The organism is Spirosoma sordidisoli, assembly GCF_004138325.1.
Lineage (GTDB): Bacteria > Bacteroidota > Bacteroidia > Cytophagales > Spirosomataceae > Spirosoma > Spirosoma sordidisoli.
On record NZ_SBLB01000003.1, the window covers coordinates 175,583 to 200,847 of the forward strand.

General features: G+C 56.6%; 24 protein-coding genes. 12 read left to right on the forward strand and 12 right to left on the reverse strand.

From position 1 onward, the window contains the following. Window positions 1-21 precede the first annotated feature (21 nt). On the reverse strand, window positions 22-1,452 hold the full coding sequence (locus tag EQG79_RS12520; RefSeq protein ID WP_077921000.1) for an aldehyde dehydrogenase family protein: 1,431 nt from the start codon (window positions 1,450-1,452) through the stop codon (window positions 22-24). Window positions 1,453-1,584: 132 nt separating this feature from the next. Between EQG79_RS12520 and EQG79_RS12525 the strand changes: the two genes are divergently transcribed. The 6 genes from EQG79_RS12525 to EQG79_RS12550 all read left to right on the forward strand — a co-directional run bounded on the left by EQG79_RS12525 (window position 1,585) and on the right by EQG79_RS12550 (window position 7,951). Further along, on the forward strand, window positions 1,585-2,754 hold the full coding sequence (locus EQG79_RS12525; RefSeq protein WP_129601676.1) for a helix-turn-helix domain-containing protein: 1,170 nt from the start codon (window positions 1,585-1,587) through the stop codon (window positions 2,752-2,754). A 126-nt stretch (window positions 2,755-2,880) separates the two neighbouring features. Next, entirely contained in the window at window positions 2,881-3,393 is a 513-nt protein-coding gene (locus EQG79_RS12530) for a pyridoxamine 5'-phosphate oxidase family protein (protein ID WP_077920998.1), read from the forward strand. Window positions 3,394-3,486: 93 nt separating this feature from the next. Next, a complete protein-coding gene (gene truA / locus EQG79_RS12535; protein ID WP_129601677.1) occupies window positions 3,487-4,254 on the forward strand; it encodes a tRNA pseudouridine(38-40) synthase TruA in 768 nt (255 codons plus the stop codon). Between the two features lie 110 nt (window positions 4,255-4,364). Then, window positions 4,365-4,970 carry a nucleotidyltransferase family protein gene (locus tag EQG79_RS12540; protein WP_077920996.1) on the forward strand — a complete coding sequence of 202 codons (606 nt, stop codon included), beginning with the start codon at window positions 4,365-4,367 and terminating at the stop codon, window positions 4,968-4,970. 69 nt (window positions 4,971-5,039) lie between these two features. Then, entirely contained in the window at window positions 5,040-5,630 is a 591-nt protein-coding gene (locus tag EQG79_RS12545) for a DinB family protein (protein ID WP_129601678.1), read from the forward strand. Then, complete coding sequence (locus EQG79_RS12550; protein WP_077920994.1) at window positions 5,630-7,951, forward strand: glycoside hydrolase family 65 protein; 2,322 nt, start codon at window positions 5,630-5,632, stop codon at window positions 7,949-7,951. Before EQG79_RS12545 ends, EQG79_RS12550 begins: the two co-directional genes overlap by 1 nt. 126 nt (window positions 7,952-8,077) lie before the next feature. On the opposite strand, the gene EQG79_RS12555 is transcribed toward EQG79_RS12550, so the two are convergent. Further along, the gene (locus tag EQG79_RS12555; RefSeq protein WP_129601679.1) at window positions 8,078-8,617 is read right to left on the reverse strand and encodes a DUF3828 domain-containing protein; all 540 of its coding nucleotides are present in this window, start codon (window positions 8,615-8,617) and stop codon (window positions 8,078-8,080) included. A gap of 142 nt (window positions 8,618-8,759) precedes the next feature. On the opposite strand from EQG79_RS12555, the gene EQG79_RS12560 reads away from it, so the two are divergent. Then, the gene (locus tag EQG79_RS12560) at window positions 8,760-9,425 is read left to right on the forward strand and encodes a class I SAM-dependent methyltransferase (protein WP_129601680.1); all 666 of its coding nucleotides are present in this window, start codon (window positions 8,760-8,762) and stop codon (window positions 9,423-9,425) included. Between the two features lie 5 nt (window positions 9,426-9,430). On the opposite strand, the gene EQG79_RS12565 is transcribed toward EQG79_RS12560, so the two are convergent. The 3 genes from EQG79_RS12565 to EQG79_RS12575 are packed head-to-tail and all read right to left on the reverse strand — an operon-like array spanning window position 9,431 to window position 11,816. Continuing rightward, entirely contained in the window at window positions 9,431-10,183 is a 753-nt protein-coding gene (locus tag EQG79_RS12565) for a hypothetical protein (protein ID WP_077920991.1), read from the reverse strand. A 26-nt stretch (window positions 10,184-10,209) separates the two neighbouring features. Further along, window positions 10,210-11,289, reverse strand: coding sequence for an AMP-binding protein (locus tag EQG79_RS12570; RefSeq protein ID WP_077920990.1), 1,080 nt, complete (start codon window positions 11,287-11,289; stop codon window positions 10,210-10,212). Window positions 11,290-11,348: 59 nt separating this feature from the next. After that, complete coding sequence (locus EQG79_RS12575) at window positions 11,349-11,816, reverse strand: QcrA and Rieske domain-containing protein (RefSeq protein ID WP_077921159.1); 468 nt, start codon at window positions 11,814-11,816, stop codon at window positions 11,349-11,351. Between the two features lie 116 nt (window positions 11,817-11,932). On the opposite strand from EQG79_RS12575, the gene EQG79_RS12580 reads away from it, so the two are divergent. Both EQG79_RS12580 and menB read left to right on the forward strand, forming a co-directional pair. Next, on the forward strand, window positions 11,933-12,391 hold the full coding sequence (locus tag EQG79_RS12580; protein ID WP_077920989.1) for a DUF2452 domain-containing protein: 459 nt from the start codon (window positions 11,933-11,935) through the stop codon (window positions 12,389-12,391). Between the two features lie 21 nt (window positions 12,392-12,412). Then, window positions 12,413-13,237 (forward strand): 1,4-dihydroxy-2-naphthoyl-CoA synthase, encoded by an 825-nt coding sequence (menB, locus tag EQG79_RS12585; RefSeq protein WP_129601681.1) that lies wholly within the window; start codon window positions 12,413-12,415, stop codon window positions 13,235-13,237. A gap of 131 nt (window positions 13,238-13,368) precedes the next feature. On the opposite strand, the gene EQG79_RS12590 is transcribed toward menB, so the two are convergent. The 3 genes from EQG79_RS12590 to EQG79_RS12600 all read right to left on the reverse strand — a co-directional run bounded on the left by EQG79_RS12590 (window position 13,369) and on the right by EQG79_RS12600 (window position 16,307). Next, on the reverse strand, window positions 13,369-13,785 hold the full coding sequence (locus EQG79_RS12590; RefSeq protein ID WP_206445584.1) for a PPC domain-containing DNA-binding protein: 417 nt from the start codon (window positions 13,783-13,785) through the stop codon (window positions 13,369-13,371). Window positions 13,786-13,934: 149 nt separating this feature from the next. Then, window positions 13,935-14,942 carry a GRP family sugar transporter gene (locus EQG79_RS12595; protein ID WP_129601682.1) on the reverse strand — a complete coding sequence of 336 codons (1,008 nt, stop codon included), beginning with the start codon at window positions 14,940-14,942 and terminating at the stop codon, window positions 13,935-13,937. Between the two features lie 48 nt (window positions 14,943-14,990). Next, entirely contained in the window at window positions 14,991-16,307 is a 1,317-nt protein-coding gene (locus tag EQG79_RS12600; protein ID WP_129601683.1) for a sensor histidine kinase, read from the reverse strand. Window positions 16,308-16,649: 342 nt separating this feature from the next. Between EQG79_RS12600 and EQG79_RS12605 the strand changes: the two genes are divergently transcribed. Continuing rightward, window positions 16,650-17,966, forward strand: a complete 1,317-nt coding sequence (locus EQG79_RS12605; RefSeq protein ID WP_077920984.1) for an aminotransferase class V-fold PLP-dependent enzyme — start codon at window positions 16,650-16,652, stop codon at window positions 17,964-17,966. Here EQG79_RS12605 and EQG79_RS12610 read toward each other — a convergent pair. The 3 genes from EQG79_RS12610 to EQG79_RS12620 form a co-directional block, all read right to left on the reverse strand. Further along, window positions 17,929-19,002: a hypothetical protein gene (locus EQG79_RS12610; protein WP_129601684.1), complete on the reverse strand. Its 1,074-nt coding sequence runs from the start codon at window positions 19,000-19,002 to the stop codon at window positions 17,929-17,931. The two genes, EQG79_RS12605 and EQG79_RS12610, sit on opposite strands and share 38 nt — an antisense overlap. Further along, window positions 19,002-19,640, reverse strand: a complete 639-nt coding sequence (locus EQG79_RS12615) for an ABC transporter ATP-binding protein (protein ID WP_129601685.1) — start codon at window positions 19,638-19,640, stop codon at window positions 19,002-19,004. The genes EQG79_RS12610 and EQG79_RS12615 overlap by 1 nt, the downstream gene beginning before the upstream one ends. A 65-nt stretch (window positions 19,641-19,705) precedes the next feature. Next, entirely contained in the window at window positions 19,706-21,832 is a 2,127-nt protein-coding gene (locus tag EQG79_RS12620) for a TonB-dependent receptor (RefSeq protein ID WP_129601686.1), read from the reverse strand. 142 nt (window positions 21,833-21,974) lie between these two features. On the opposite strand from EQG79_RS12620, the gene EQG79_RS12625 reads away from it, so the two are divergent. Beyond that, window positions 21,975-22,580: a cysteine hydrolase family protein gene (locus EQG79_RS12625; protein WP_077920980.1), complete on the forward strand. Its 606-nt coding sequence runs from the start codon at window positions 21,975-21,977 to the stop codon at window positions 22,578-22,580. Between the two features lie 278 nt (window positions 22,581-22,858). Further along, window positions 22,859-24,316 (forward strand): DEAD/DEAH box helicase, encoded by a 1,458-nt coding sequence (locus tag EQG79_RS12630; protein WP_077921158.1) that lies wholly within the window; start codon window positions 22,859-22,861, stop codon window positions 24,314-24,316. 62 nt (window positions 24,317-24,378) lie between these two features. On the opposite strand, the gene EQG79_RS12635 is transcribed toward EQG79_RS12630, so the two are convergent. Continuing rightward, window positions 24,379-25,116 (reverse strand): hypothetical protein, encoded by a 738-nt coding sequence (locus EQG79_RS12635; RefSeq protein WP_077921157.1) that lies wholly within the window; start codon window positions 25,114-25,116, stop codon window positions 24,379-24,381. Between the last annotated feature and the right edge of the window lie 149 nt (window positions 25,117-25,265).

A 25,265-nucleotide genomic window follows, 5' to 3' on the forward strand; every position in this document is an offset into this window, starting at 1 on the left:
TTTGTTTAACCAAATGGGTGTTTAAGAGAATTTCACCGCCCAGTTAATGAGTTTCTTCACCCGGTCGGTATAGGGCGGAAATATGAATTTCATGGTGCCGAAGTCGCGCTGCATAACCCCCCGCTGATTCGAGAATTCCTGAAAACTGAAGAACCCGTTCGATTTACCCAGCCCGCTATTGTTGACCCCGCCAAACGGCAACTCGACATTCCCGAACTGAAGGAGTGTATCGTTAACGACGGTGTCGCCGGCCGAGGTGCGGTCCAGAATGTATTGGGTATGTTCGCGGTTACGGCTGTGGATGTACAGAGCCAGGGGTTTATCCCGCTGGTTAACCCGGCTTAGGGCCTCATCGAGGGTGCGGTACGTCACGACCGGCAGCACGGGACCAAAAATTTCTTCCTGCATAATCCGCATACCATCCGTAACCTGCTCAAGTACAGTTGGCTCAATGAAGTTCTCGGCTTCGTTCATCCGGCCGCCTATGCTGACGGTAGCTCCCTGCTGAACAGCCTCGTCGACCAGCGACCGGATTCGCTGAAAATGCTGCTGATTAACGATGCGGGCGTAGCTGGCCGAAGCTTCGACGGGCTGACCGTCTGGACTGTACATGCGTTTCAGACAGTCGCGCATGGCTTCCAGAAAGGGTTCGCGGATCGACTCGTGCACCAGTACATAGTCGGGAGCGATGCAGGTCTGGCCGTTGTTCAGGCATTTGCCCCAGGTTAGCTGCTCGGCCGCCTGCCGGATATTGGCTGAGTCATCGACAATAGCGGGCGACTTGCCGCCCAGTTCAAGCGTTACCGACGCGAGGTGCCTGGCCGCAGCCGTCATTACGATCCGTCCTACTGCCGGACTGCCGGTAAAAAAGATATGGTTGAAAGGCAGGTCGAGCAGCGCCTTCGACACGTCGGCATCCCCTTCGAATACGGCTACTTCATCAATCGGAAATAACTCCCGAACCATGCGGCTGATCAACGCTGCTGTATGGGGCGTCATTTCGGAAGGCTTCAGCATACATACGTTCCCCGCGGCAATGGCCGAAACCAGCGGTTTGGCAATCAGCGCGAACGGATAGTTCCAGGGCGCTATGATCAGCACGTTCCCCTTGGGTTCGTGACGGATATGACTTTTAGTCCCGATCAGACTGAGGGGCGTGGGAAGCCGCTGGGGACGCATCCACCGGTTCAGGTTTTTAACGATGTGCTTGATTTCCGCATTGACCGACATCAGCTCCCCCAGCGCTACCTCCGCGCTGGGCTTCCGGAAATCGTTGTACATCGCCGTTTCGAGCTCCGACTGATGGCTCAGCATCCAGTCCTGGACCCGTTTGATCCGTTCGATCCGCTCCTGGGAGGTGGTCAGAGCCATCTTGGGCGCAAACCGGCGTTGCCGGTCAAAAATCGATGTTATCTCATCTCGCAGGTCAGTGGTGGCTTGTAACGGTTGCATAGGCAGGTTAAGTCGTGTTGATTAGATTCAAATGGATAGGGTAAAAGTACAAAAAATCCCGGCAATCCACTGGCTTTAGTATTTCAAACCGGAATCGTATATCTTAGCAACACCTTAGTAAACCCGAACCGAATGACACTTGTCAGCGAAAACATTCGTTATCTGCGCAAACTGAATGGTCTGACGCAGGAACAATTCTCCCGAAAAATAAATATAAAGCGTTCTTTATTAGGGGCTTATGAAGAGGGGCGCGCAAACCCAAACCAACAGAATATACAGGCCATTGCCCGGGCCTTCAACACAACCGTTGAATTGCTAACGCGGCAGGACCTGCGCAAACTCCGCGAAACGCCCAACCTTAGCATACCGCTCGGGCAACCCGCCCGTCCTGCCGACGTCCGTATACGGACCGACAACATCCGGTCAGATGGCAAGATCAACCCAGCCGAGGATGACCCGTTCGAGCATCCGGATTTTCCGGACATCTTCGCCGATACATCCCGACCTGTTACGCCGGAACCGCAGCCGCTCTCGGCCGTTCTGAACAAATACTACCGGCCAGACGAGCAGCCCCAGCCCGCCCCCAGACCGGCACCCGTTCCGCCGGTCATTACCCCACCGGTCCGACCCGACCAGGTAGCCGCTGAGCGGCCGGCCCCGGTTGCCTATCAGCCCGCACCGCCCGCGTCGCCGGTAGATCGTTTGTTTGGGCAGACCCCGCCCGCTCCGCCATTCAGGCCTGTCGAGCATCGCTCCGTTGACGTGCTTACCTTCAACAATGTGTACGAGGGGCCGGGGGCAGCCAGCCCGGCCAGTGCACCCGCTCAGGCCGTTGCCCCGACCATAGCGGTGGTCATGCAGGCGCGGTACGCGGAGTACGGTCAACGCTATCAGCAGCCTGATTTTCTGCGGCAGCTACCGGCTATGCACCTGCCTACCTTACCCGAAGGACACTACCGCGCCTTTGAAGCTGGCGATGATTTTGCTTTTCCGGGTGCGTTGCTGGTTGGCCAGTTTGTACGAAACTGGTTCGACATCGCCGACGGAAAACTGTACGTTCTCCTGACCAGCCGCGACGGAATCAGCAGCCGGCGGGCCTATAACCAGGTGAAGGCCAAGGGAACGCTGCTGCTCACGGCCGATCGGGCCGACATCCCCAATCGCGAAGTTGCCCTGAAAGAGGTGCTGGAGGTCTGGGAAATTCAGGCTTTCGTCAGCCAGCAGCTCCCACCGCCCCGGGCCGACTCGACCCGCCTGCGCCAGCTGGCCGACGAACTTCGGTTCGAGATTGACCGGCTGTAGAACCGGTTCCGGATGGGTTGCCGATGATCGGAAGCCCGCTGGCTCGACTTTCTGCTTTACCCGTGTCTGAATAAAACTCTATTTGATAAGTAGGGTTGTGACTGTGTACAATCAATCACAACCCCTATGCAGGCGCAACAGACACTGAATGCCATGGAGCTGGACAAGCTCAAAGACAGGATTAAGGATATCCGGATTGCTATGCTGACCACGCTGGAGTCGGATGGCGATTTTCACACCCGCCCCATGGCCACCCACGAGATCGACGAGGACGGCAGTATGTGGTTTTTTACCTATGACAACTCGACGAAGGTAGCCGAGATTCAGCAGGACCAGCGCGTCAGTGTCGCTTTTTCGGATCCCGGCAGCGAGGTGTACGTCACAACAACCGGGCGGGCCGACGTGGTCAGGGATCGGGCAAAAATCGATGAGCTTTGGAGCGACTTCCTGAAAACCTGGTTTCCCAACGGGAAAGAAGACCCGCACATTGCTTTGTTGAAAGTTACGATCCACGGAGGTGAATACTGGGACCGGCCCGGCGGGAAAATGGTCAAGCTGTTCGAAATGGCGAAGGGCGCCCTGACCGGCGATGCCGACAAAACCGGTCGGAACGAGAAGTTTGGCGACGTGCCGAAGTAAATTGCGGGTGTTTTGCGGTCTTAAACCCGATAAAAGGCAATTTGTGACGCAGAAAGACGGAACTTTGGTCCGCAAAACACCCACAATTCCTGAATGCGTTATTTCCTTGAACTGGCCTACCGAGGCACCAACTACCACGGCTGGCAACGGCAACCCAACGGGCTGAGTGTGCAGGAGGTGCTCGAAACGGCCCTTACAACGATTATCCGGCAACCTATCGGTATTGTCGGTAGTGGCCGAACCGACGCGGGCGTTCACGCAGCCCAGCAATTTGCGCACTTCGAACTTGAATCGCCCCTGCCCGCCCATCTGCTTCGTTCGGTCAACAAACTGATCCCAAGCGACATTGTCGTCTACGATTGCTTTCCGGTAGGCCCGCGCGATCATGCCCGCTATACCGCTACCTATCGCTACTACCAGTACAGCATAATCCGACGTAAGGACCCATTTCGCGATGGGCTGGCCTGCGTGTTCTTTTTGCCGCTTAACGTTGACCGGATGAACGAAGCCGCCAGCCGCCTGCTGCTGCATACCGACTTTCAGAGTTTCAGTAAGGTTAAGACGGATGTTAAAACCTTTAACTGCCGGATTGACTTTGCGTACTGGAAGCGCCAGAACAACGACGAGCTGATGTTCCATATTCGCGCTGATCGATTTCTGCGGGGTATGGTACGGGCCATTGTCGGTACGCTTCTGATGGTGGGGCAGGAGCGGATGAGTGTCGATGAATTTGAGCAGATCATCCTGGCCCGCGATCGTCAGGCCGCCGGGCGGGCGGCTCCGGCCGAGGGGTTGTCGCTGGTTGAAGTGGGCTACCCGGCCGAGGTGTTTGCGCAACGGCAGAACCGACCCATCGTATAGGGTGTTTATCTCGCAGAACTGAATCAGTTCAGACGTCATGGACGAGCCGCTGACGTGTATTCACCATGGAATGTCGGGTAGGCAGCTAACTCCATGTAACAAAAAGCATCTTGAAAATCGGAACTATTATTCTGGCCGCCGGCGATTCGTCGCGGATGGGCGGAGAGCCGAAGCAACTGCTGACCTATAAAGGCCAGTCGTTGATTCGGCGCATAACAGAAACAGCCCTGGCGCTACAACGTGGGCCCGTTGTGGTCGTACTAGGGGCCAATCGTGAACGGATCGTGCCGGAGCTGCAGGGGTTACCGGTTACGCTGGTCGATAACGCCAGCTGGCCAACCGGTCAGGCTTCGTCACTGAAAACGGGACTGGCTGCTTTATACATTACCCACAAGGATATTGACAGAGTGCTGGTGCTACATACGGACCAGCCGCTGGTGTCGCTGGGCTTGTTGCTGCACATGGTCGAAGTCGGGAAAGACGATCAGAAAGGGATCATTGCCTGTCGGTATGATACCCAGCTCAGCGTACCTGCCTTATTCAGCCGCGACTACATCAGCGATCTGCTTGGTCTTGAGGGGGATAAAGGCGTAAAATGGGTCATCGGCAAACACCGGGACGACTGCTCGGAAGTGCCCTTCGAGGCTGGGGCCATCGACCTTGACTCCCGCCGGGATATTGAATTTTTTCATCAGGTATTGGCACAGGTCCAATGACATCCGTATAATTGAGCCCGACTCCGACGAGTCGGGCTTTCTTTATGTTGCCCCACGGAAACGCTACTCATGCAAAAACTCGCTACTGCCCGTACGCTGCAAACGCGGCTGACAACTATCCTAAAAACCGTGGAGAGCGAATTCGGACACCTGTCTGACGAGCAGCTCCGCTGGAAACCGGCTCCCGGTTCGTGGAGCATAATCGAATGTCTTCAGCACCTTAACCTGGCCGAACGGTACTACATCCGCAACCTTCAGCACAAAGTCGATCAGCTGGGCCTCGTACAAACGATGCCGACCGATCAGATACTGGCGTCTGATCTGGTAGGGCGGTCCCTGAACTGGATCGTCAACCCCGAGACCAAACTGAAATTTCCGGCGCCGGGAATTATCAAACCCCGCTCGTCTGTCGATCTGCATCCGGCCAACGTGTTGGCCCAGTTTCTGGAAATTCAGTACCTGCTTCGCGACCTGCTCGACAAAGCGATTTACCTCGACTGGAACGCCGACAAGCTGTCCACTATTTTTGGCAACTGGCTCAAAATCCGGGTAGGCGACGCCCTACAGATGCTGGTATCGCATTCAGAGCGGCATCTGAACCAGGCCATGCGCGTAAAGAAGGAAATGGATACCTTTGCGGCTACGAACAATAACCTCTAATGAAACAATACATTACACAGGACCCCTGGTCCATTGTCGAAACCGATTTCCACCGCGACTATAATGAAATCACCGAAAGTCTGATGAGCCTGGGCAATGGCCGGCTCGGACAACGGGGGAATTTCGAGGAGAAGTTTACCGGTAAAACCCTGCAAGGCAACTACGTGGCCGGCGTCTATTACCCGGATAAAACCCGCGTAGGCTGGTGGAAGAATGGCTATCCCGAGTATTTCGCCAAAGTGCTCAATGCGGCAAACTGGGCCGGCATTGATATCGATATCGAGTACGAGAGCCTTGACCTGGCTACCTGCGACGTGCGCGATTTCCGGCGTGAGCTGAATATGCGGGAAGGGTACCTCGAACGGTCGTTCGTGGCGGTGCTGAAAAGCGGGAAAGAGGTCAAGGTCAATGCCAAACGCTTCTGTTCCATCGTCGATGATGACGCCGGTGCCATTCGTTACAGCCTGACCCCGCTCAACTTCGACGCCAAGATCACCGTAACGCCCTACATTGATGGGGCTATCCGGAACCGGGATGCGAACTATGACGAGACCTTCTGGGACGAAGTGCGCAAGGAGACCGGCTATGGCGAAGCCTATATCGAGCTGCGGACCCGAAAAACCGGATTCCATGTCACGACCGGCATGTGCGTGGAAATCGAACAGGACGGTCAGAAGATGGATTACCAGTCGCAGCCGATCAAATACGAGAAGTACGTGGCCAACCGGATGACTCTCGACTGTCAGCAGGGCCAGGAAACGGTTATCTATAAATACGCCGTGAACCTGTCTTCGCTCAACCACGACTCCGATGAGCTGATGCGCCTGGCTCACGAGGCCATTGCCCGGGTATCCCGCAAGGGATTCGACCGGATGCTGTTCGAACAGAAGCAGGCCTGGGCCGACAAGTGGAAAATGAACGACATCGTCATTGACGGTGACGTAGCAGCCCAGCAGGGTATCCGGTTTAATATTTTTCAGTTGAACCAGACCTATACCGGCGAGGACGAACGACTCAATATCGGTCCTAAAGGGTTTACCGGCGAAAAATACGGGGGGAGCACCTACTGGGATACCGAAGCGTACTGTCTGCCCTTTTACCTGGCTACTGCCGACCAGAAAGTAGCCCGTAATCTGCTGATATACCGGTACAAACATCTGCAGAAAGCCATCGAGAATGCCCGGAAGCTGGGCTTCCGGGCGGGGGCTGCGCTCTACCCAATGGTGACGATGAACGGCGAAGAATGCCACAACGAATGGGAAATTACCTTCGAGGAAATTCATCGAAACGGGGCCATTGCCTACGCCATCTACGATTACGTGCGGTATACCGGCGATGAATCGTACCTGACCGATTACGGCCTGGAAGTCCTGATTGCCATCAGCCGGTTCTGGAGCCAGCGGGTGAACTGGTCGGCCGCCAAAAAGCAGTACGTCATGCTGGGCGTTACCGGACCAAATGAGTACGAAAACAACGTCAACAACAACTGGTACACCAACTACATTGCCGCCTGGACGCTGCGGTACACCATCGAAGCGGTTGGCAAAGTAAAGGCGTTGAACCCCGAGAAATACGCTGACCTGTGTGAACGCATCCACTTCCGCGAAGAAAAGGAAGTTCAGAACGCCCAGCATATCGTCGACAATATGCACTATCCGTACGATCCCGAACGGCAGGTTTTCCTCCAGCAGAGCGACTTCCTCGACAAGGATCTCATGCCGGTGTCGGATATTCCCAAAGGCCAGCGTCCGTTGAACCAGAACTGGTCCTGGGATCGGATTCTGCGGTCGTGTTTTATCAAACAGGCCGACGTACTGCAGGGGCTCTATTTCTTCGAGGATGAATTCGATACCGACACGCTCCGCCGAAACTACGCGTTTTATGAGCCCATGACGGTTCATGAATCATCGCTCTCGCCCTGCGTCCACAGCATTCAGGCGTCGAAGCTGGGTATGAAAGAAAAAGCCTACGAAATGTACCTCCGTACTGCTCGTCTCGACCTCGACGACTACAACAACGATACCGAGGACGGCTGTCACATAACGAGTATGGCCGGAACCTGGCTGGCGGTGGTGAAAGGCTTCGGCGGTATGCGGGTCGATGCCGAGGGGCTATCGTTCAGTCCGTACTGTCCGGAAAACTGGCAGGGTCTGGCCTTTAAAATCCGGTACCGGGGCGCCTTGTTACAGATTACCACCACCCAGCAGGATGTAACGGTACAGAATTTTTCCGTGCAACCCGTTACGCTGCGGGTACATGGCGAAACGGTGACCATTGCGGGTGAAAGTAAGCAGACGGTCACGATACCAGTACTGGCGTAAAACGGATTCGGCCCGCGGGCGCGACTTTATTACAATACCCTACCAAAAGGCCCATCAGACTGCTGTTTGATGGGCCTTTTGTATATATGCCGTTCTGCTTACGGCCGGGACAGGCAACTCTCCAAGTCAGGGCGTTTCCTCGTCCGGGCCGCTGAGTAGCTGATACAGCTGGCTGCCGTCGGGGTATATAATATCCGCGATTCGCCACTTGCCCCGCAGCTGGATCATGCGGCACCGGATTTCCTGTTGCTCACCAAAATTTTCGAAAGTAACCCGTACTTCGGTCGCCCCATCCCGTTCGGCAGCCGGATGAACGTTAAACTTTCTGATGTCGATATCCTGCGCATTATACAACGGATCGGCGTCAAGCATGCTCTCGCCCGCTTCGGTGGTTGTCATATCGGCCCAGATCAGGTCAGCCAACTCCCCGTCAAAATAGCGGCTCAGCAGCGGCCTGTCGTCAGTCTGAAAAAACGGTCCGTTGCCCGCGTCATGCTGCCTGTACAATTCCCGGACAAGTGCGTCGGGTGTCGATGGTTTTTTTACCCGGGAAGCCGTAACGGGCGATGCCTGATTGGGTGGTGTATCCTGCTGGCTATCCTGGATCGTACAGGCGTACGTACCTGCGAATAAGCCGATGATAAGCAGTAGCTTCGTAGGGTACATGGGGCATGGTAAGAGTGGTGGATAGGGTAAAGCTACAGATTATTATGGTAAACGCTTTTTAGACAGTTACTTAATGGTAGTTTTGGTTGCCCGGGCAGATCATGGTGGCTGCCAGTGAGCTCATCAACGAACATAGCCTCTCATGGGATTTGACTGGATTGAACCGGTATACGATATACTGGCGAAGATTGTTTTTGGGTCGCGGCTACAGCGGGCTCAACTCCGCTTTATCGATCAGATTCACCGCCAGCAAACGAGCCGCGAACCGGCCGATTCATCCGTCCTGTCGGCGCCGGTTTCGGTACTGCTCCTTGGGGGCGGAACGGGCTGGTTGCTGCAACAGATCTTACAGCGATGCCAGCCCGTTCGGGTGCTGTACCTGGAAGCATCGGGCCGGATGCTGGCCCGCGCCACCCGCCGTATCCTGCATCAACCGTTCTCCATTGAGGTCCGATTCCAGACCGGTGACGAGCAGACGATACCGGCCGATGAGCAGTTTGATGTGATTATCACCCCGTTTGTTCTCGACCTGTTTACCAGGGCTACCCTCCAGCATCGAATGATTCCGCGCTTACTGGAAGCGCTCCGGCCGGGGGGGATCTGGCTGGTAACGGATTTTGTGCCCGCTCAGGGCTGGTGGCAGCGGGTGTTGCTTTGGAGCATGATCCGGTTCTTCAGGCTAACCGCCGGCATAGAAGCCCGTCAACTACCCGACTGGCAGCTGCTGATGAGCCAGGCCGGGCTGGTCTGTCGAGACCGACAGTCGGCCGTGGGAGGAATGGTGTCGGCGGAGGTGTGGGAGCGGTAGGAAGTCTACAGGTGTTCCAGGGTTTCGCTGACCTCCGTATAGTCGGCAATATCGTACCAATCGTCAGTACCCAGGTTCAGCCAGCGTCCATCGGTTCTGGGGCGTTTGGTTTGGGCTTCAGCCGGATCGTAATCGTAGGCATAAACGGTACTCATAACCCGCTGCAGGGTAGACCAGGGCAAGGTCCGGGTCCGTTCGCGTCGGTCGTGCAGGGTCAGAATCTGAACATTCCGGGCTACAAACGAGGCCGTCATGCGCAGCTCCATACCCTCCTGTCGACCGTTGATCCGCAGGTAGGTGAGCTCAAAAGGTCGTTCGCGCCCCATCGACTCGTAAGCGGCCTGAATCAGTTCCTGAACCAGATACTGCCAATCGTCGGGACTGCTATTGGGCCGCTGTTCCGGACGACCCTGGCGCACTGGACCCGCTGTGGGTTCGAGTTTAATATCCCAGAAATCGTCGTCTTCGTCCAGCTGCTCTTCGTCAACGCGCTGAAGTTTGGTTTTTTCTGCCAGCGAAATCAGGGTTTGTCGCCAGGTTTGCGGCAGGCGCCCTGTCCAGCCGAAATCGTCGTCGCGGGTGTAGCCCTCGGCAATCAGCTCGTCCTCGTCGATATCATCGCGGTCGGGGTAGGTGATGGCCAGGTCGACGCTAATTTCGCCAACGAGTGGGGTAAGCGTCAGGGTATAGAAATAAGCGTAGGGCGCCGGTAACGATCGGGCTGTCTGGTAGCGAATCTGAATAGACTTAAACGACATGGGTGCAAAGTAGTTGGCCCGCCATCCTACACGATGCGGGCAATGGTAGCCTGCCGATCTAGTTTACCGGTGGGCGTTTCGGCAAAGTTGGCAACAATACGCCATTCTTTTGGTACGGCATACGGGCCAATGGCAGTCCGGATGGCCAGTTGAAGGGGCTCCCAGTGCAAATGCCAGTCGGGAAACGGTTCACTAACGAGCGTTACCCGCTGCCCGAGCCGCTCATCGGGTATGCCCGCCACAAATAAACGGGGTACGGGTCCAGATTTGGCCAACTCCTCCTGAATCAGGCGTTCTACTGGTTCGGGTTGTATTTTTACGCCACCCGTATTGATGATGGTATCGGCGCGGCCCAGCAGCCGGAACCGATTATCGGGCAGCAGCGTAACGACGTCGTTGGTCTGGATGCGCTGCTGGTTGGTGGCCGCCGACGTAATGTGCAGACAACCCCGCTCGTCGGTGCCGAGCGTTACCCCGTCGAGAGCCGTAAACCAGTCGCTCCGTTCCGGGCCATTCAGTCGCCGGAGGGCTATGTGCGAAACGCTTTCGGTCATGCCGTAGGTGGCGTAGACGGGGGCACGTATGGCTTGTATAGCCTCTTCCAGAGCCGGGCTGGTAGCGGCACCACCTACCAGAATTGCTTTCATCGAATCGAGCAGGTCGACTTGCGCAGGTTGCCCCGTATCCGGATCGATCGTGTCCAAAATGGTCTGTAGCTGCAGCGGAACCAGGGCCGCAAAGGCAAACTGGTCTGCGGGGGCATGGAAACCCGCCAGGGGATTGCTGACGGGTTCGATGATCGTCATGGGCAACTTCAGTTCGAGGCCCCGAACGAGCATCATGACCCCGGCCACATACCGGATGTTCAGACAAACCAGGGCCGGATCGCCGGGTTGGAGCCCCAGGGTTTGGCCAGTAAGCCGAGCGCTGGCTTTCATCTGGGCGCGCGTGAGCCGGATTGGTTTGGGCGTACCGGTCGAGCCGGAGGTGTGTAGGGTAAATTCGTCCTGACCGCTCAACCAGGCCGTGCAGAAAGCCAGCGCTTCGGCTTCGTAGGGGGTATGTGCGTCCGGCCAGGTAGCCGGATCGGGGAACGCAAGCACCATAGAATCAGGGCGCAGCGTACCGGTTATCTCCCCCGGCAGAGGCCGCCTGGCTAACAGGATTACTCGAATACCCGAACCGTACGGGCAATGAGGTCGGGAGTCACTTTGTATTGTTTGAGCGGAAGCGAAGCCGGGCCGACCAGCACCTTACCGCTGGTATCGAAACGGGACAGGTGCAGGGGGCAGTAAAACTGATCGCTGGCCGACTTAAACGTCAGCTTTGTACCGGCATGTGTACACTCGGCCGATACAGCTACGAAGTTGCCGTCTTTGGTTCGGGCAACAATGACATCGTTGGCAATGACATAGCCGCCGTTTACGTTCAGATTTTCGTTGCTTTTATCGTCCAGGCGTAGGGTGAAATCCAGCTTTTCGGTGGCGGGGCGGATGGGGTCATCATTTCCCTGAGCCGCGCAGCCGGCCAGGCATCGATTCAGCAGGATAGCGCCGATGCCGGTGCCCACCAGCCGGAAGAAATGTTGTCTGTCGATCGGTCGTTTATCCGGAGCCAGTGAGCTGGTTTGCATGGTGTTTTGTTGTACTTTTACGGCCATAAGCCGGGTTTTTGGCGAAAATACGCAATATTTCTGTCATTCCACGACAGCGAACAAAGTCGTTCGCCGGGCGGTTATCCGAAGTACATATGGAAGAAGCGAAAGTAATCATCAATCCGATTTCGCCGGATAAAGTAGCCGAATCACCGGGCCTCCTGGCATACGCGCATACGGCGGGCGGTGCCGTTATCCGCCCCGAAGACAAAGGTAAGATTACGGGACGGGCCGTGTCGGCCATGCGCGAGCAGACGGACATGCAGCTTAGTCAGCTCTACAAACAGATGCAGCTGCTGGCCGACCAGGCTACGGCCATTCGTCACCGGGTCGAAGTGTCTGAACGGATCTATGCGGCCCAGATGAATTTTGAGCCGGTAGTTGGGCATACCTACTATTTCTATACCCGCCGGAACGGAACGGATGTGCTGTCGATGATCGGCCCGACGGAGTGGGGGCGTACGTTTCCGTTCGAGCGTTGCCTGGCCACCGTTCGTATGATGGCTGATCACACGTGGGATGTTCAGTATCATGATGTTTCATATAATGAGTAGTTTATACTCACCCAATGCACTATGCAAAGCAATTTCCCCTGGGAACCCATAAAAGAATATCAGGAGATTCTGTTCTCGTATTACGACGGTATCGCTAAAATCAGCATCAACCGCCCGCATAAGCGTAATGCCTTTACGCCCTTAACGGTCAAAGAAATGTCGGAAGCCATGGAACTGGCCCGGCAGGACGAGCGGGTAGGGGTCGTTATCCTCACCGGCGAAGGGGGCGAAGCGTTCTGCTCAGGGGGTGACCAGTCGATCCGGGGCCATGGTGGCTATATCGGCGACGATCAGGTACCCCGGCTCAACGTGCTGGACCTCCAGATGCAGATTCGGCGGATACCCAAGCCTGTTGTGGCTATGGTGGCCGGCTATGCCATTGGGGGCGGTCACGTGCTGCACGTAGTCTGTGACCTGAGCATCGCGGCCGACAATGCCCGCTTTGGGCAGACCGGTCCTAAAGTCGGCTCGTTCGACGGTGGGTTTGGCGCCAGTTACCTGGCCCGGGTCGTGGGCCAGAAAAAAGCCCGCGAGATCTGGTTCCTCTGCGATCAGTACAATGCGCAGGAAGCGCTGGATATGGGGCTGGTCAACAAGGTGGTCCCCCTCGATCAGCTGGAAGAGACGACCGTGGCCTGGTGCCGCAAAATGCTCGAGAAAAGCCCGATTGCCCTCCGGATGCTGAAAGCGTCGTTCAATGCCGAACTGGATGGGCAGGCCGGTATCCAGCAGCTGGCGGGTGATGCCACGCTCCTGTACTACCTGTCGGACGAAGCCAAAGAAGGAAAAGATGCTTTCCTCGAAAAGCGCAAACCCGACTTCAGTAAGTTTCCGAAGTTCCCATAGCGGACATAACTGGTATAAGAAGGCGACGGATCAATGGCAAACAGGCTGTTGATCCGTCGCTTTTTTGAGTGTCGAAAAATCAAAACGGCCATAGAGGGGCGCGTTGGGCATACGTTGCCCTGACGAACCAGCTACCGGTTGGGAATTTGTAAAACGGCTGCTCCCGTTTTGGAATCGATCTCCCGAACGAGCCGATCCGGGTGCCGGATAATCATGATTTCTACCGAGCCCGTGCCCACCTCCAGGGCCAGAATGTGCCCTCCGGTTATTTTGAACTCTTTGTCGGCAACCACACCGTGCAGATGAAGGGCCGGTTTGTTGTCCTGCCAGGCAATGCTACCCGTCAGGCTAACCAGCTCGGTGTCGCGCAACGCTCTCGGATCGTAGGTTTTGGTAGCTGCGTTCCAGAAGCCGAACGTCGGATGAACAAAACCCAGCCCGGTAATACTGGCGCTGGGAATGGCCTCCTGCCGGGTAAGCTGTTCAAGTTCCTGAAGCACATTGTCGCCCTGCTGTAATACCACCAGGTAACCCGTTGGCGTAGTCATGTAGTTTCTGGTTTGTTTTTTGGCTGGTTGCGCCTGCCCCGCACTGACAAAAACAGTGCAGAATGCCAGTAGTATAAACAAGGTAATACGCATGACTGGGTCAATTAAGTGAATTGGAATACGGTCGGTTTATTCATTACCCATGCCGGTCAGGAGCGGGCCAGGATAATCAGGACAAGGCCAGCTAGGTACGCCCCGCCCATCAGCCATAAGTATCGATTGGCTGTCGACGGGGCCTCTTTGAACTCGTGCCAGGCGAATAACCCCCACAGAACCGAGACAACGGTAGCCCCCTGGCTAAGCCCGTACGAGACCGCGTCGCCGGCCTGTTTGGAACCGAGCAGGAGCGCAATCATACCGATCCCCCAAATGAAACCACCCCCGATGCCTGCCAGATGAGTACGGAATGGAGTTTGCCCGTACGTCGGCTGGCCAGATTCGTCGGTCAGGATGAACCGGCGGACCAGGTATTCGACCAGTGGGTTGCTGATGAGGATACCAAGGGCAAAAAACAGCAAACCTGTATACGGGGTGAGCAAACCCGGTTCGGGCGACGTATGGTCGGTAACCAGCGCGCTCGATATCAGCCGGAAAAAGAAGCCCGCAACCAGTCCGCCCGCCAGCGCGATCCAGATCCCGCGGGTATCGTCGGGTGTTTTTCCGGCATCGGCCTTTTTCTGCTTTTGCTGATAGGCCAGTGCACTGAACACCATGGCCCCCAATATGGCTGCCCCGCCCAGGGCCAGCAACCAGACGCTCCCCTGTGGTTCGGCGAGGTAGTTGACGACCAGCCCGATGGCTAGGGATAAGCCCGTTCCAACCGGCATGGCGATCGATATACCAGCCATGCTGATGCCGACTGTCAGTAAGGTGTTGCCGATGTTGAAAACCAGCCCGCCCGCCACCGCCAGCAGCAGGGCCTTTGTCGTTGCCTGGCCCATATCGTCGAACAGTGACCTGCCCTCTTCGCCGAAACTGCCCAGCGTAAACCCCAGGGCCAGGGCAGTCAGGACAATGCCGTACACGTAGTCGCGATAAAAGACGTAAAGCGGGGCTGACTGGGTCACGTATTTCTGGGCATTTGACCAGGAGCCCCAGAGCAGCATGGTCAGAAGGCAGAGAATGATGGCTACGGTCGGTTGGTTCGTACTAAACATGGGCTGTACAGGAAGAGTGGTGGACTAGACTACGACCCGGGTTGCGAGTTAATCGAACTGCTGAACGAGCATCCGCACCCGAAACAGGGTGCCTCGTCCCTTGATACTCTCTATTTCCAGACTGGCACCCACCAGTTCACAGAGTCGTTTAACAATCTGTAAACCAATGCCTTCGCCTTTTTCGGTTGAGCGGGCCATCAGCTGGCCGAGCGGTTGCCCGGTCGGTACCTGATGGTCATCGTTGGGGGGCATGGGCGTCGGCTGGCCTTCTTCGGGAGCCAGCACGCTGGTTTCTTCAACAGTCGGTTTAAGCTGTTTATGGAACAGCTCCATCAGATCGTCGGGTAGACCCGGGCCCGAATCCTGAACACTGAATCCCCACCGCCAGTCATTCTCTGCCGACCAGGATATAGACACCATGCCGGGGCGATCCGGGCTGGAGGGGGTGTAGGTCAGTGCATTCAGGATGAGGTTCTGCGCAATCCGGTAGATCTTAACCCGGTCAGACCTGACCTTCAGACTTTCCGGCCCGTCGGCCCGTATGATCAGGCCCCGTTCTGCCACCATTGGGCTTACGCTGGCAACCAGGTCGCCTAAAAGAGCGGCTGCATCGAACTCTTCCAGCTGCAGGGGCTCCTGACCCGCTTCCAGGCGAGCCAGATCCATCAGGTTGGTCAGCATCGACTGCACATGGGTCAGATTGCGGTTGAGCATATCCATGAACTGTTGGCGTTCTTCCGGACTCAGATCGTCCATCCGGAGAAAGTAAGCGGCCCCCATGCTCAACCCCAGCCCACTCCGCAAATCATGGGATGATTTACGGAGGAGATCGCCACGCTGGCGCGACAGTTCTTCCATCTCATGCAGGGCCTGCTCCAGGCTCGAAGCCCGGTTGGCAGCCTGAAGCCGCTGTAATTCATCGTGTTTGGTGACGCTGCCCCGTATGGTCTCGTTCATCAAAACCAGAATCTGCTGCTGGGCCTGTAGTACCAGATCCGGATCAACATGCGGGAACAACTCCCGAAACAGTTTCAGCTCATCGAACAGGATAACGGACAGGTGGTTCAGCTCCCGCAGCAGTTCCGGCAGGGCCAATGATTTTTGCCAGCGATGGAGTCCGTGCGACTTGGCCGCAATAATGGGGTCGTTATCGGGCACTTTACCCAGCAGCTGTTGCTCCAGAATGTCGAGTATAATCGGCATCAGGTTATTGAACTCCTCGCGCGCCAGCACCGTGATCTTGCGAAGAGAAGGGTCCGACTCGCAGGCAGAGCGCCAGTTGTTAAGCAGCGTTTCCCGTCGATTGAACAGAAAAGCCGTTAGCTCGGAGATTGCGTTTGGCTGATCAGCAGGGCGTGCGTTCATACAATGGAATTCGTCAGGACTACATGCCGGACCGGTACCAACGAACTGGCGCCGGGACATGCAGTCGTACAGGCAGTATTGCCCTTAGTTGACTGGTAAACATGCCAAAAGGTTTTGCGTGGGTGAGAGACTGGCCACGGGAAGACTTCCAGACCGCCAGAATTGGCCGATTAGCCCACACAGTACAACACCGATAGTTGAAGAAGTGGTTACTTCGATAAAATTTGGCATTATGAATAGAATTCAATAAAATATAAGGCGAAATGGGGACTTTTTCTAGGAAGACAACGTAAAAAGGGTAGTTTTGCCTTGGATCGTCTAGTCTAATCCATACGGCCTGTTATGTCAACCCGTCGCACTTTTTTTCGTCAGTCGGCCGCTGCGGCCAGCGCTGCGCTTACACTCCCGACGTTTCTCCCCGACACGTTTGCCAACCCAATGCCTGCACCCGGTACAGCGCTGAAGTCGGCCGCGGAATGGGCGCAGGATGAGGATTTCTGGGCGTGGGTGAAGTCCGAGTACACGGTTTCGCCCAATCTCCTGAATCTGAACAACGGGGGCGTTTGTCCGCAACCAAAAGTTGTGCAGGACGCCCATATCCGGTTCTATCAGTACGCCAACGAAGCGCCATCCTACTACATGTGGCGGATTCTGGATCAGGGTCGCGAAGCCCTCCGCAGCAAACTGGCCGATCTGGCGGGCTGTTCGTCGGAAGAGATCGCCATCAATCGAAACGCTACCGAGGGGCTGAACACCGTTATTTTCGGATTAAATCTGAAAGCCGGTGACGAGGTAGTGCTTACCAAACAGGACTATCCGAACATGCTCAATGCCTGGAAGCAGCGCGAGAAACGGGACGGGATCAAACTCGTGTACCTGAACCTCGACCTGCCCAGCGAAGATGACGACGCGCTGGCTCAGCAGTACATCCGAGCCTTTACGCCCCGAACCAAAGTGGTTCATATCACCCATATGATCAACTGGATAGGGCAGGTGATGCCGGTACGGAAAATCGCTGACGAAGCCCACAAGCGGGGAATCGAGGTCATCGCCGACGGGGCTCATTCCTTCGCGCTCTTCGATTTCAAAATACCGGACCTGGGGTGCGACTACTTTGCCAGCAGCCTGCACAAATGGTTGTGTGCGCCCTTCGGCAGCGGCATGCTTTATGTGCGGCAAAACAAGATCAAAAACGTATGGGCGCTGCTCTCCAACAATGAACCTGACGGGCCTGATATCCGGAAGTTCGAGAGCCTGGGTACGCGTTCGTTTGCGTCAGAAATGGCCATTGGTACCGCCGTTGACTTCCATAACAGCATTGGCTCCGCGCGTAAGTTTGCCCGGGCGCACTACCTCAAAAACTACTGGATGGAGCGGGTCCGTGAGCTGCCGGGTGTTCGTATTCATACGTCGCTCAAGCCCGAGTATGCCGGTGCGGTAGCCCTGTTCTCGATCGATGGGATGAAACCCGCCGAGATTGATGGTCAGCTGCTAAACCAGTATAAGATCCATACGGTAGGGATCGAATGGGAAAATATTCGCGGGGTTCGGGTAACGCCCCATATCTATCATTCGCCCAAAGATCTGGATCGTCTGGTAGCGGCTATCGAAGCCATTGCCGCTAAACAAACCCTGGCCGGTAAGCAGAAGAAAAGCTGATACCTGCCGCCCCCAGCCAGCCTATAGCCAGCCAGACGCCCACCGGTACACTGAACATGATGGCCAGCAGACCCAGGATAAAGGCCCAGAAAACAGCGGTTTGCCAACGCTCCGGCGATACCTCTCGCCCGTAGGCCAGCCCATGCATCAGGAGTAGCCATCCCCAGCCGGTCAGCCCGAGCCAGACCATATAATCGACCCCGACAGTGGCGGGTTGGTTTTTGAGCATAATCAGCCAGTCGGGTAGCCAGATCAACCCGTAGATCAGCGTATAACGACCCAGCCGATCGAGCCAGGTGAAAGGCATATTGGGCAGCAGGATCAGGTAACGGTGTTCAAACGTGCTCAATTGCCGCGCCACCTGCGAATGGGTAATCAGAGCCAGCATCAACCCGATCAGGAGGAGCCGTTCGTCATAATCGTCGGTCGGGTAAAGCCGGCATACGCCCACCAGCAGCAGCCCGGATAGTAGCTTGGTCAGCAGTAAAGACAAGGGTTCATGCCGAAGCCAGTAGGCTGGGAAGAACAGCCAGTAGGGGAGACTGACGCTCAGCGTCGGCAGCCGCAGCGAGCCCGCCGGATGATGGCGAAGTCGGTGGTCGGCCCCGGCAGCGCCAACGACCAGCAAACCGGCCATGGTCAGCAGAATGACCGCAAACGACCCCCAGGCCTGGTAATGAACAGCCCGAGCCAGCATCCAGATCGCGTAACCGCCGACCGGAACGAGCAGCTGAGCAACCAGTAAAAGCCACAACGACCAGCGAATTCGCACGGGAACGAGCCGGAAAGTCTGAAGAAACAGATGGTCGGGTGCGGCCAGTGCTTTTCTGACAAAGCCGACCGTCCGCAGCGTGTACACCAGCCAGAGGAGTATAACCCCGGTCAGGAGCGCGGGTGAGCCCAGGGCGGCCGTGATCAGTGCTTCGTGGTCCATCGGGCGCATGAAGCCGAACGCCAGCAGAACCACGACCAGAAAAGTACCGGCGTTGCGAACGTAGAAAGGCAGGACGAGGGTACGGTAAAGAACAGTATACATCAGTTTATTACGGAACTGATTTCGCCATTACCCACCTGCCACATACTCGTCAGTGAAAGTCCCGTCAGGCTAACGTCCTGGTGCGAGGTCAGACAAAACGAAACCGACTGGCGCGTGTGAAGCTGCCGAATGTAATCGAACAGCCGGGCGGCCGTGGCTACATCGAGCGTCGTGAGCGGCTCATCGAGCAGCACCAGAGCCGGCTCGCCGAGCAGGGCCAGCAGCAGCGACAATTTTTTCAGCATGCCGCTCGAAAAGGTACCCGTCGGTTGCGTCCAGAACGCATGCACGCCCAGTAAGTCGGCCAGTTCGTTGACCTGACCCGCCGGTGCTCGTTTGGCTTTCCCTACAAAACCCGCCAGATCGCGGGGTGTCAGGAAGTCGGGGTAGAGGGGTTCGGCTTCGGCATAGTTGACCCGCAGCCGATACGCCACCGGATGGCGGTTGAGGTCGTACGCTTCGTTGAGCACGATCTGCCCCGAAAAGGGGAGCAGTCCGGCCACCGTCCTGAAAAAGGTGGTTTTGCCGGAGCCGTTGCTACCCCGAAAGTAATGAATGCCGACGGGCAACCGCAACGACGGTACCGTCAGTACGGGCTGACCCGAGTAGGCTTTGCTAAGGTTGGTGACAGTGAGCAAGGAATAAGGGCATTTTCGTATGGCCAAAAATAGCGATAGATTATACGTTGCCCTAGTTCATTCATCTACCACAACCAGCTCACGCGTATACCCGCCAGGGCATTGCGGGTGGGCGATCCGTTATAAAACCGGTTCCCTACGGCATTGAGGTCATAGCCCAGCGAATAGGTCTGATTCAGGAGGTTGTCGCCACTGACGTATCCATCCAGCGTCCAGTGCCGGCCAATGGGTTTACGGAAGCCCAGGGTGGCCTGCAGGAGCCGGGTTGGATCAGACTGGGCCGTGTTGGCGTCGTTGAGCGGGAACGGGTTCAGAAACTGATAGGTCAGGTGGGCATATACCCCCGCTTTCAGTTCCAGATCCAGGCCCGACACGAGCGTTACCGGAGCCACTCCCGGAATCCGATTGTTCGACAGGTCGGCCGTGCCCTGCTGGTAGCTGCGAAAGCGGTAGTCGGTCAGGGTGGCATTCTGCCAGATTCTCAGCAGAGAAACGACCGCATTTGACGCGCCCGAAAATCCAGTCGGGGCTACCAGGTCGTAGCTCGCCTGGGCTTCAAGGCCCCGCTGGTCAGTACGGCCCGCGTTCACGAAAAATTCGGCACCGGCCGCGTTAGATCGACGTACAATGGTTTCGCGCAGACCGAATTGGTAGGCCGCCACATCGAAGCGAAGTCTCGACTGAAGCGCTGAACCGCGAATGCCAACTTCGTAGCTGGTGCCCCGCTCGGGATTCAGGGTTGTGTTGAAGCCACCTGCCGAGGGGCGAACCTCATCGCGGGTGGGCGCTGAATAGCCGGTGCTGATGCTGGCAAAGGCTGACAACGTCTGGCCGAAGGTGCGAAGCAGTGCCACACGGGGTAACCAGACAGGCGTAAAGTTGCGGGTAAGCAGCTCAGCCGGCAAGGCACCGGCCGCCCGGGTCGGGAAGCGGGTAAAGCCATAGCGAACATCGTTGCGACTCAACCCCATAGTAAGCCGGAAGCGGGCCGGGAGTTCGGTTTCGGCCTGCGCGAACAGGCTGGTTTGCCGGGCAACCAGCTCTTCGTCGGTCTGGATCGTATCGGGCGTACCGGCGCGGTTGCCAAAGTTGCGGATAACGGTAAAGGTGCGCAGCAGCTCGGCCCCAACTGTAAAGGTAGTGGGCAGCGGCCCGCTGGGCAGCCGGAACTGAGTGACGGTTCGCCCGCCCAGGCCCTGGTCGGCGCTCTTCTGGTAATTGGTGATAAACGGGTTGGCAAAGTCCGTCGTTGACCCGTACAGGACCGTTGTATTCTGAATCCGATCGCTCCAGCGGTACTCGTGCGAGACGCCCAGGTAGCCATACTTCTGATAAATACCGGCCCGCTGGTCGGCACTGCCGGGCAGGGTTCGGGTAGCGGGTCTGGAGGCTCGCGGATCGGCCCGATACTGGGCTTCGGTCAGGCCGCCGGGTGTCTGATAGTGCAGGTCTGAATAGAGTCCCAGCACGGAAATCGTTCGTTTGTCACTGACATTGAACGAGCCCGCCAGCGTCAGGTTGTCCCGCACCAGCGCACTGTGGTTTCGGTATCCGTCACTTTGCAGGTGATTGTAGCTAAGGGTAATCGCCGAGTTTTGCTGGCCCGTCTGAACCGCAATGCCGTTTCCGTATAAACCGTAGCTACCGCCCAGCGCCGACAGCTCCACGTTGGTTTTGCCCGCCGGGACCGCCAGGCCACTGAACAGGAGCGTGCCGCCCGTTCCGGCGCCGTAGAGGCTGCCGGCCGGGCCTTTGATAACTTCGATACGGCCCAGCGACCGCACATCGAGCGCGTTGAGCGGGGTGTTGCCGCCGGCGTCGGTCAGCGGCAGTTCGTTCCAGTATGCTTTCACATTACGTACCCCAAACGGCGACCGGATCGCGCTGCCCCGAATGGCCAGTCGGTAGCTGCCCGGCGATCGTTCGTCGGCCCGGACACCGGGCAGGGTATTCAGGGCCGGTATGAGGGTTGGGGTTCCGTAACGCTGGTTCAGGTCCCGCCGGGTCAGCAGGCCGATCGATGCGCCTGTCTCGAGCAGCCGCCGGTTCGATGCGTACCCGCGAACCACTACCTCGTTCAGTTGCAGGGTATCGTCCAGAGATGAAGCGGTAGGCGCAGGGGGCTGAGCCAGGCTGCCAACATGATAGCCAAGCACCAGGAAAAGAGTAAATCGTACGGAGAACTGAACCATGAGGCAACGAGTACTGATTGGGGAATTGATGCAGATAAAAGAGCGAATGACGCGCTTTTGTTGTTATACAACTACGATTCTTTAGCCGATCTGTCGGCTGGGGTCGAAGATAGTTCATTAATCCATTACCCTTTAGCCGCTCATGGCCAACACAAGTGACGATTTACACGGCAATGCGCCCGACTCCGCCCCGGTAGCGCTGCTGATTATCGATATGATCAACGATCTGGAATTCCCTGAGGGACCGGACTTTCTGGCGCCAACCCTGGCTGCTGCGGATCGGATCGCCCGACTCAAACAGCGGTGTAAAGACGCCAGCATTCCGGTTGTTTACATCAACGATAACTTTGGTCGATGGCGGTCCGACTTTAGGGAAGTGCTGGATCACTGTCTGCACGATGGGGTGCGCGGGCAGCCGCTGGCCGAACGGTTATTGCCCGACGACGATGATTATTCGGTCCTTAAACCCAAGCACTCGGCTTTTTTTGCGACGACGCTGGAAACGCTGCTGGCGTATCTGAAAGCAAAAACGCTGATCCTAACGGGTATCAGTGCCGATGCCTGCGTTTTGTTCACGGCCAGCGATGCCTACGTACGCGACTTCTCGCTGTACATCCCGTCCGACTGCGTGGTGGCTGGCTCGCCGGTTCATACCGAAGAAGCCCTGGCGTTTATGAAGCGGGTACTGAAGGCCGACATAACCCCCGCCGATGAGATCGATCTGGCAAAACTGCTGGATGAATCCTGAACCGCGAGCCTGCGAGCACGAACTACCAGCCGTGGGGTACTGGTTTCCTGGTAATCCGGAGCCGATAAGCGGGCGACGGCTCCTTATTTTAAAAGAAACCACGGGTGTCAGGCGCGAAAACTGCCTGATTGAGCCGTTTTTTGTGTATATTTGGTTCCAAATCAAGCGGTTTTGCTGACCGGGAACGAAGGGTCAGCGTTTTATCACTTTTACAAGCTGTCACCTTGACATTTTCCGAATTTAATCTCCACGACGACCTGCTGGCTGGCGTGGACGCCATGAACTACCTGAAGGCCACACCTATTCAGGAAATGGCCATCCCTAAAATTCTCGATGGGCGCGACCTGATCGCCAGTGCCCAGACCGGTACCGGTAAAACGGCCGCCTACCTCATTCCACTGCTCGACAAAATCTCGCATGCCGACCACGACCATACCAGTACGCTTATTCTGGTGCCCACCCGTGAACTGGCCAAGCAGATCGACGAACAGGTAGAAGGATTCGGCTACTTCGTACAAGCCAACAGCATCGCTATCTACGGCGGGGGCAAAGGAGACGACTGGGACAAGCAGCGTAAGGCTCTGGAAACCGGCGCCGATATTATTATCGCCACCCCCGGCCGACTCATTGCGCACATGCAGCTGGGTTACGTCAAATTCGACAAGATCGATTACCTGGTTCTCGACGAAGCGGACAAAATGCTCGACATGGGCTTCTCCGATGACATCCTGAACATTGTCGATAAGATTCCGGCCAAGCGCCAGACCCTGCTGTTCTCGGCCACGATGCCCAACAAAATCAGGGAGTTTGCCAAACGGATACTGACCGAGCCGGAAGAAATCAGACTGGCCGTTTCGAAACCGGCGGCTGGTATCGATCAGCAGTTTTACCTCGCCTACGACAATCAGAAACTGCCGCTGCTGGCTCACCTGATCAAGAATAGTGAGAAGCCCGTTCAGAGCATGGTGCTGTTCACGTCCAAAAAGTCGGAAGTGAACGGTATTGTACGGGCGCTCAGCAAGCTGGGCTACGAAGCACGGGGCATCAGCTCTGATCTCGAACAGGACGACCGGGAAGTGGTGTTGCGCGATTTCAAGAATAAGGCATTCCCGATTCTGGTAGCCACCGACGTACTCTCACGCGGTATCGACATCGACAACCTGACCCACGTGGTCAACTACGATACGCCCCGCGACGCCGAAGATTATGTACACCGCATCGGCCGGACGGCGCGGGCCGCTACGACCGGTACGGCCATTACGTTCATCAGTGATCAGGAGCAGAATCGTATTGTAAACATCGAAAAGCTGATCGAGCGCGAGATCGACAAACGATCCATAACCGAAGAACTCGGCATGGGCAAGTCGCCGGTGTTCGACCCCAAGCGGTTTGGCCGTCGTAAAGACGGAGGCCGTGGCGACAACCGGGGCGGACGCGATGGGCGCCGACCCAATGACCAGCGTCCATCCGGTACCGGATCGGGTGAAGCCCGCTCGGACCGTTCCGGAAAAGGTCGGCGCGACCGGCGGGATAAACCGGTGCCGCAGCCGGCAGGCGAGGGTGTTGCCATGGCTACTGATTCGGCAGAACCGGCGCTACCGCTTTCGGCTACCCATGTGAATGGGCAACCCGCCGATAAGCCTAAGCGACGCAAAAAGCGTCGGCGGGGGCCGCGGGGTGAAAAACGCGAAAACGGCCAGGAGCAAAGCCCGTCCCCCGCCCCAGCAGCCGAGTAACCGAAACTATACAAAAAGCCCAGACGTCAGTTTGGGCTTTTTTTGGCTCATCTGCGAGCCGGTCACAACCGATTATAGAACGTGAACAGCGCTACGAGTCCTGCCCGCGATTTCAGATCCGGCTTTTCGGCCTGTAAATAAGCTTCAACCTGCTCCTTCCTATCGGCCATCAGCTCCAGAACCGCTTTTTTGCCGGGCGAAAACTTGACAGCCTGCCCTTGCCGACCAATATACCAGTCGGCTTTTTTAAGCAGTTGATCGTCTTTACTACCGGTATTGAGGGCCGGGTTGTAGGTGCTTTTTTTTACGGAGATAAACGGGTGGAGTAGGAGCTCGACCCGGCCGGTAACCAGCTGTTCGAAAAAGCCGTTGATCGCATCTGCGTCGCCCCGGTACTCGAGCACATTGACGAAATGGCTGACTCCACCCAGCTTGCTGTTCATGGCAAACCGCTTTACGCTGTGACCCTTGGCAACGCGTATGTCGGCCGGGCTGGCCTGTATCTCTACTTCGTTGGCCATCAAATCAAGTCGGACCGGCACACCGGCTAGCGTGTCACTCTGACCGATGCGGCCATAAAACCGGATGGTACCGGCCTGAAACGTGGTGTCCAGGTAGGCGTCGCCGAGAATCTGGCCCGGCGGTCCGTCGACGCCAAACAAAACGCCATTCGCCGGTATTTTGAGGCCACTGAAATTGATTCGGTCGCGGGTGGTTTGCTGCATCGAGTTGTCCGGGCTTGTCTGGGCAAAACCATATACCGGAAGCAGCAGCAGGAGGGGGAGGCAGCTAAATCGCATAGTGAAGGACGTTACGGTGAAGAGGCTGTAAAGAAACGTATAATCTCCAAAGGTAGATGCATTGGCATTCAGCGAATAACGCAAAATGTTATATGGCCTATCATTAGACAGTGGCGCTATTTCCGTACATTTAACCGTTTATGACCAAT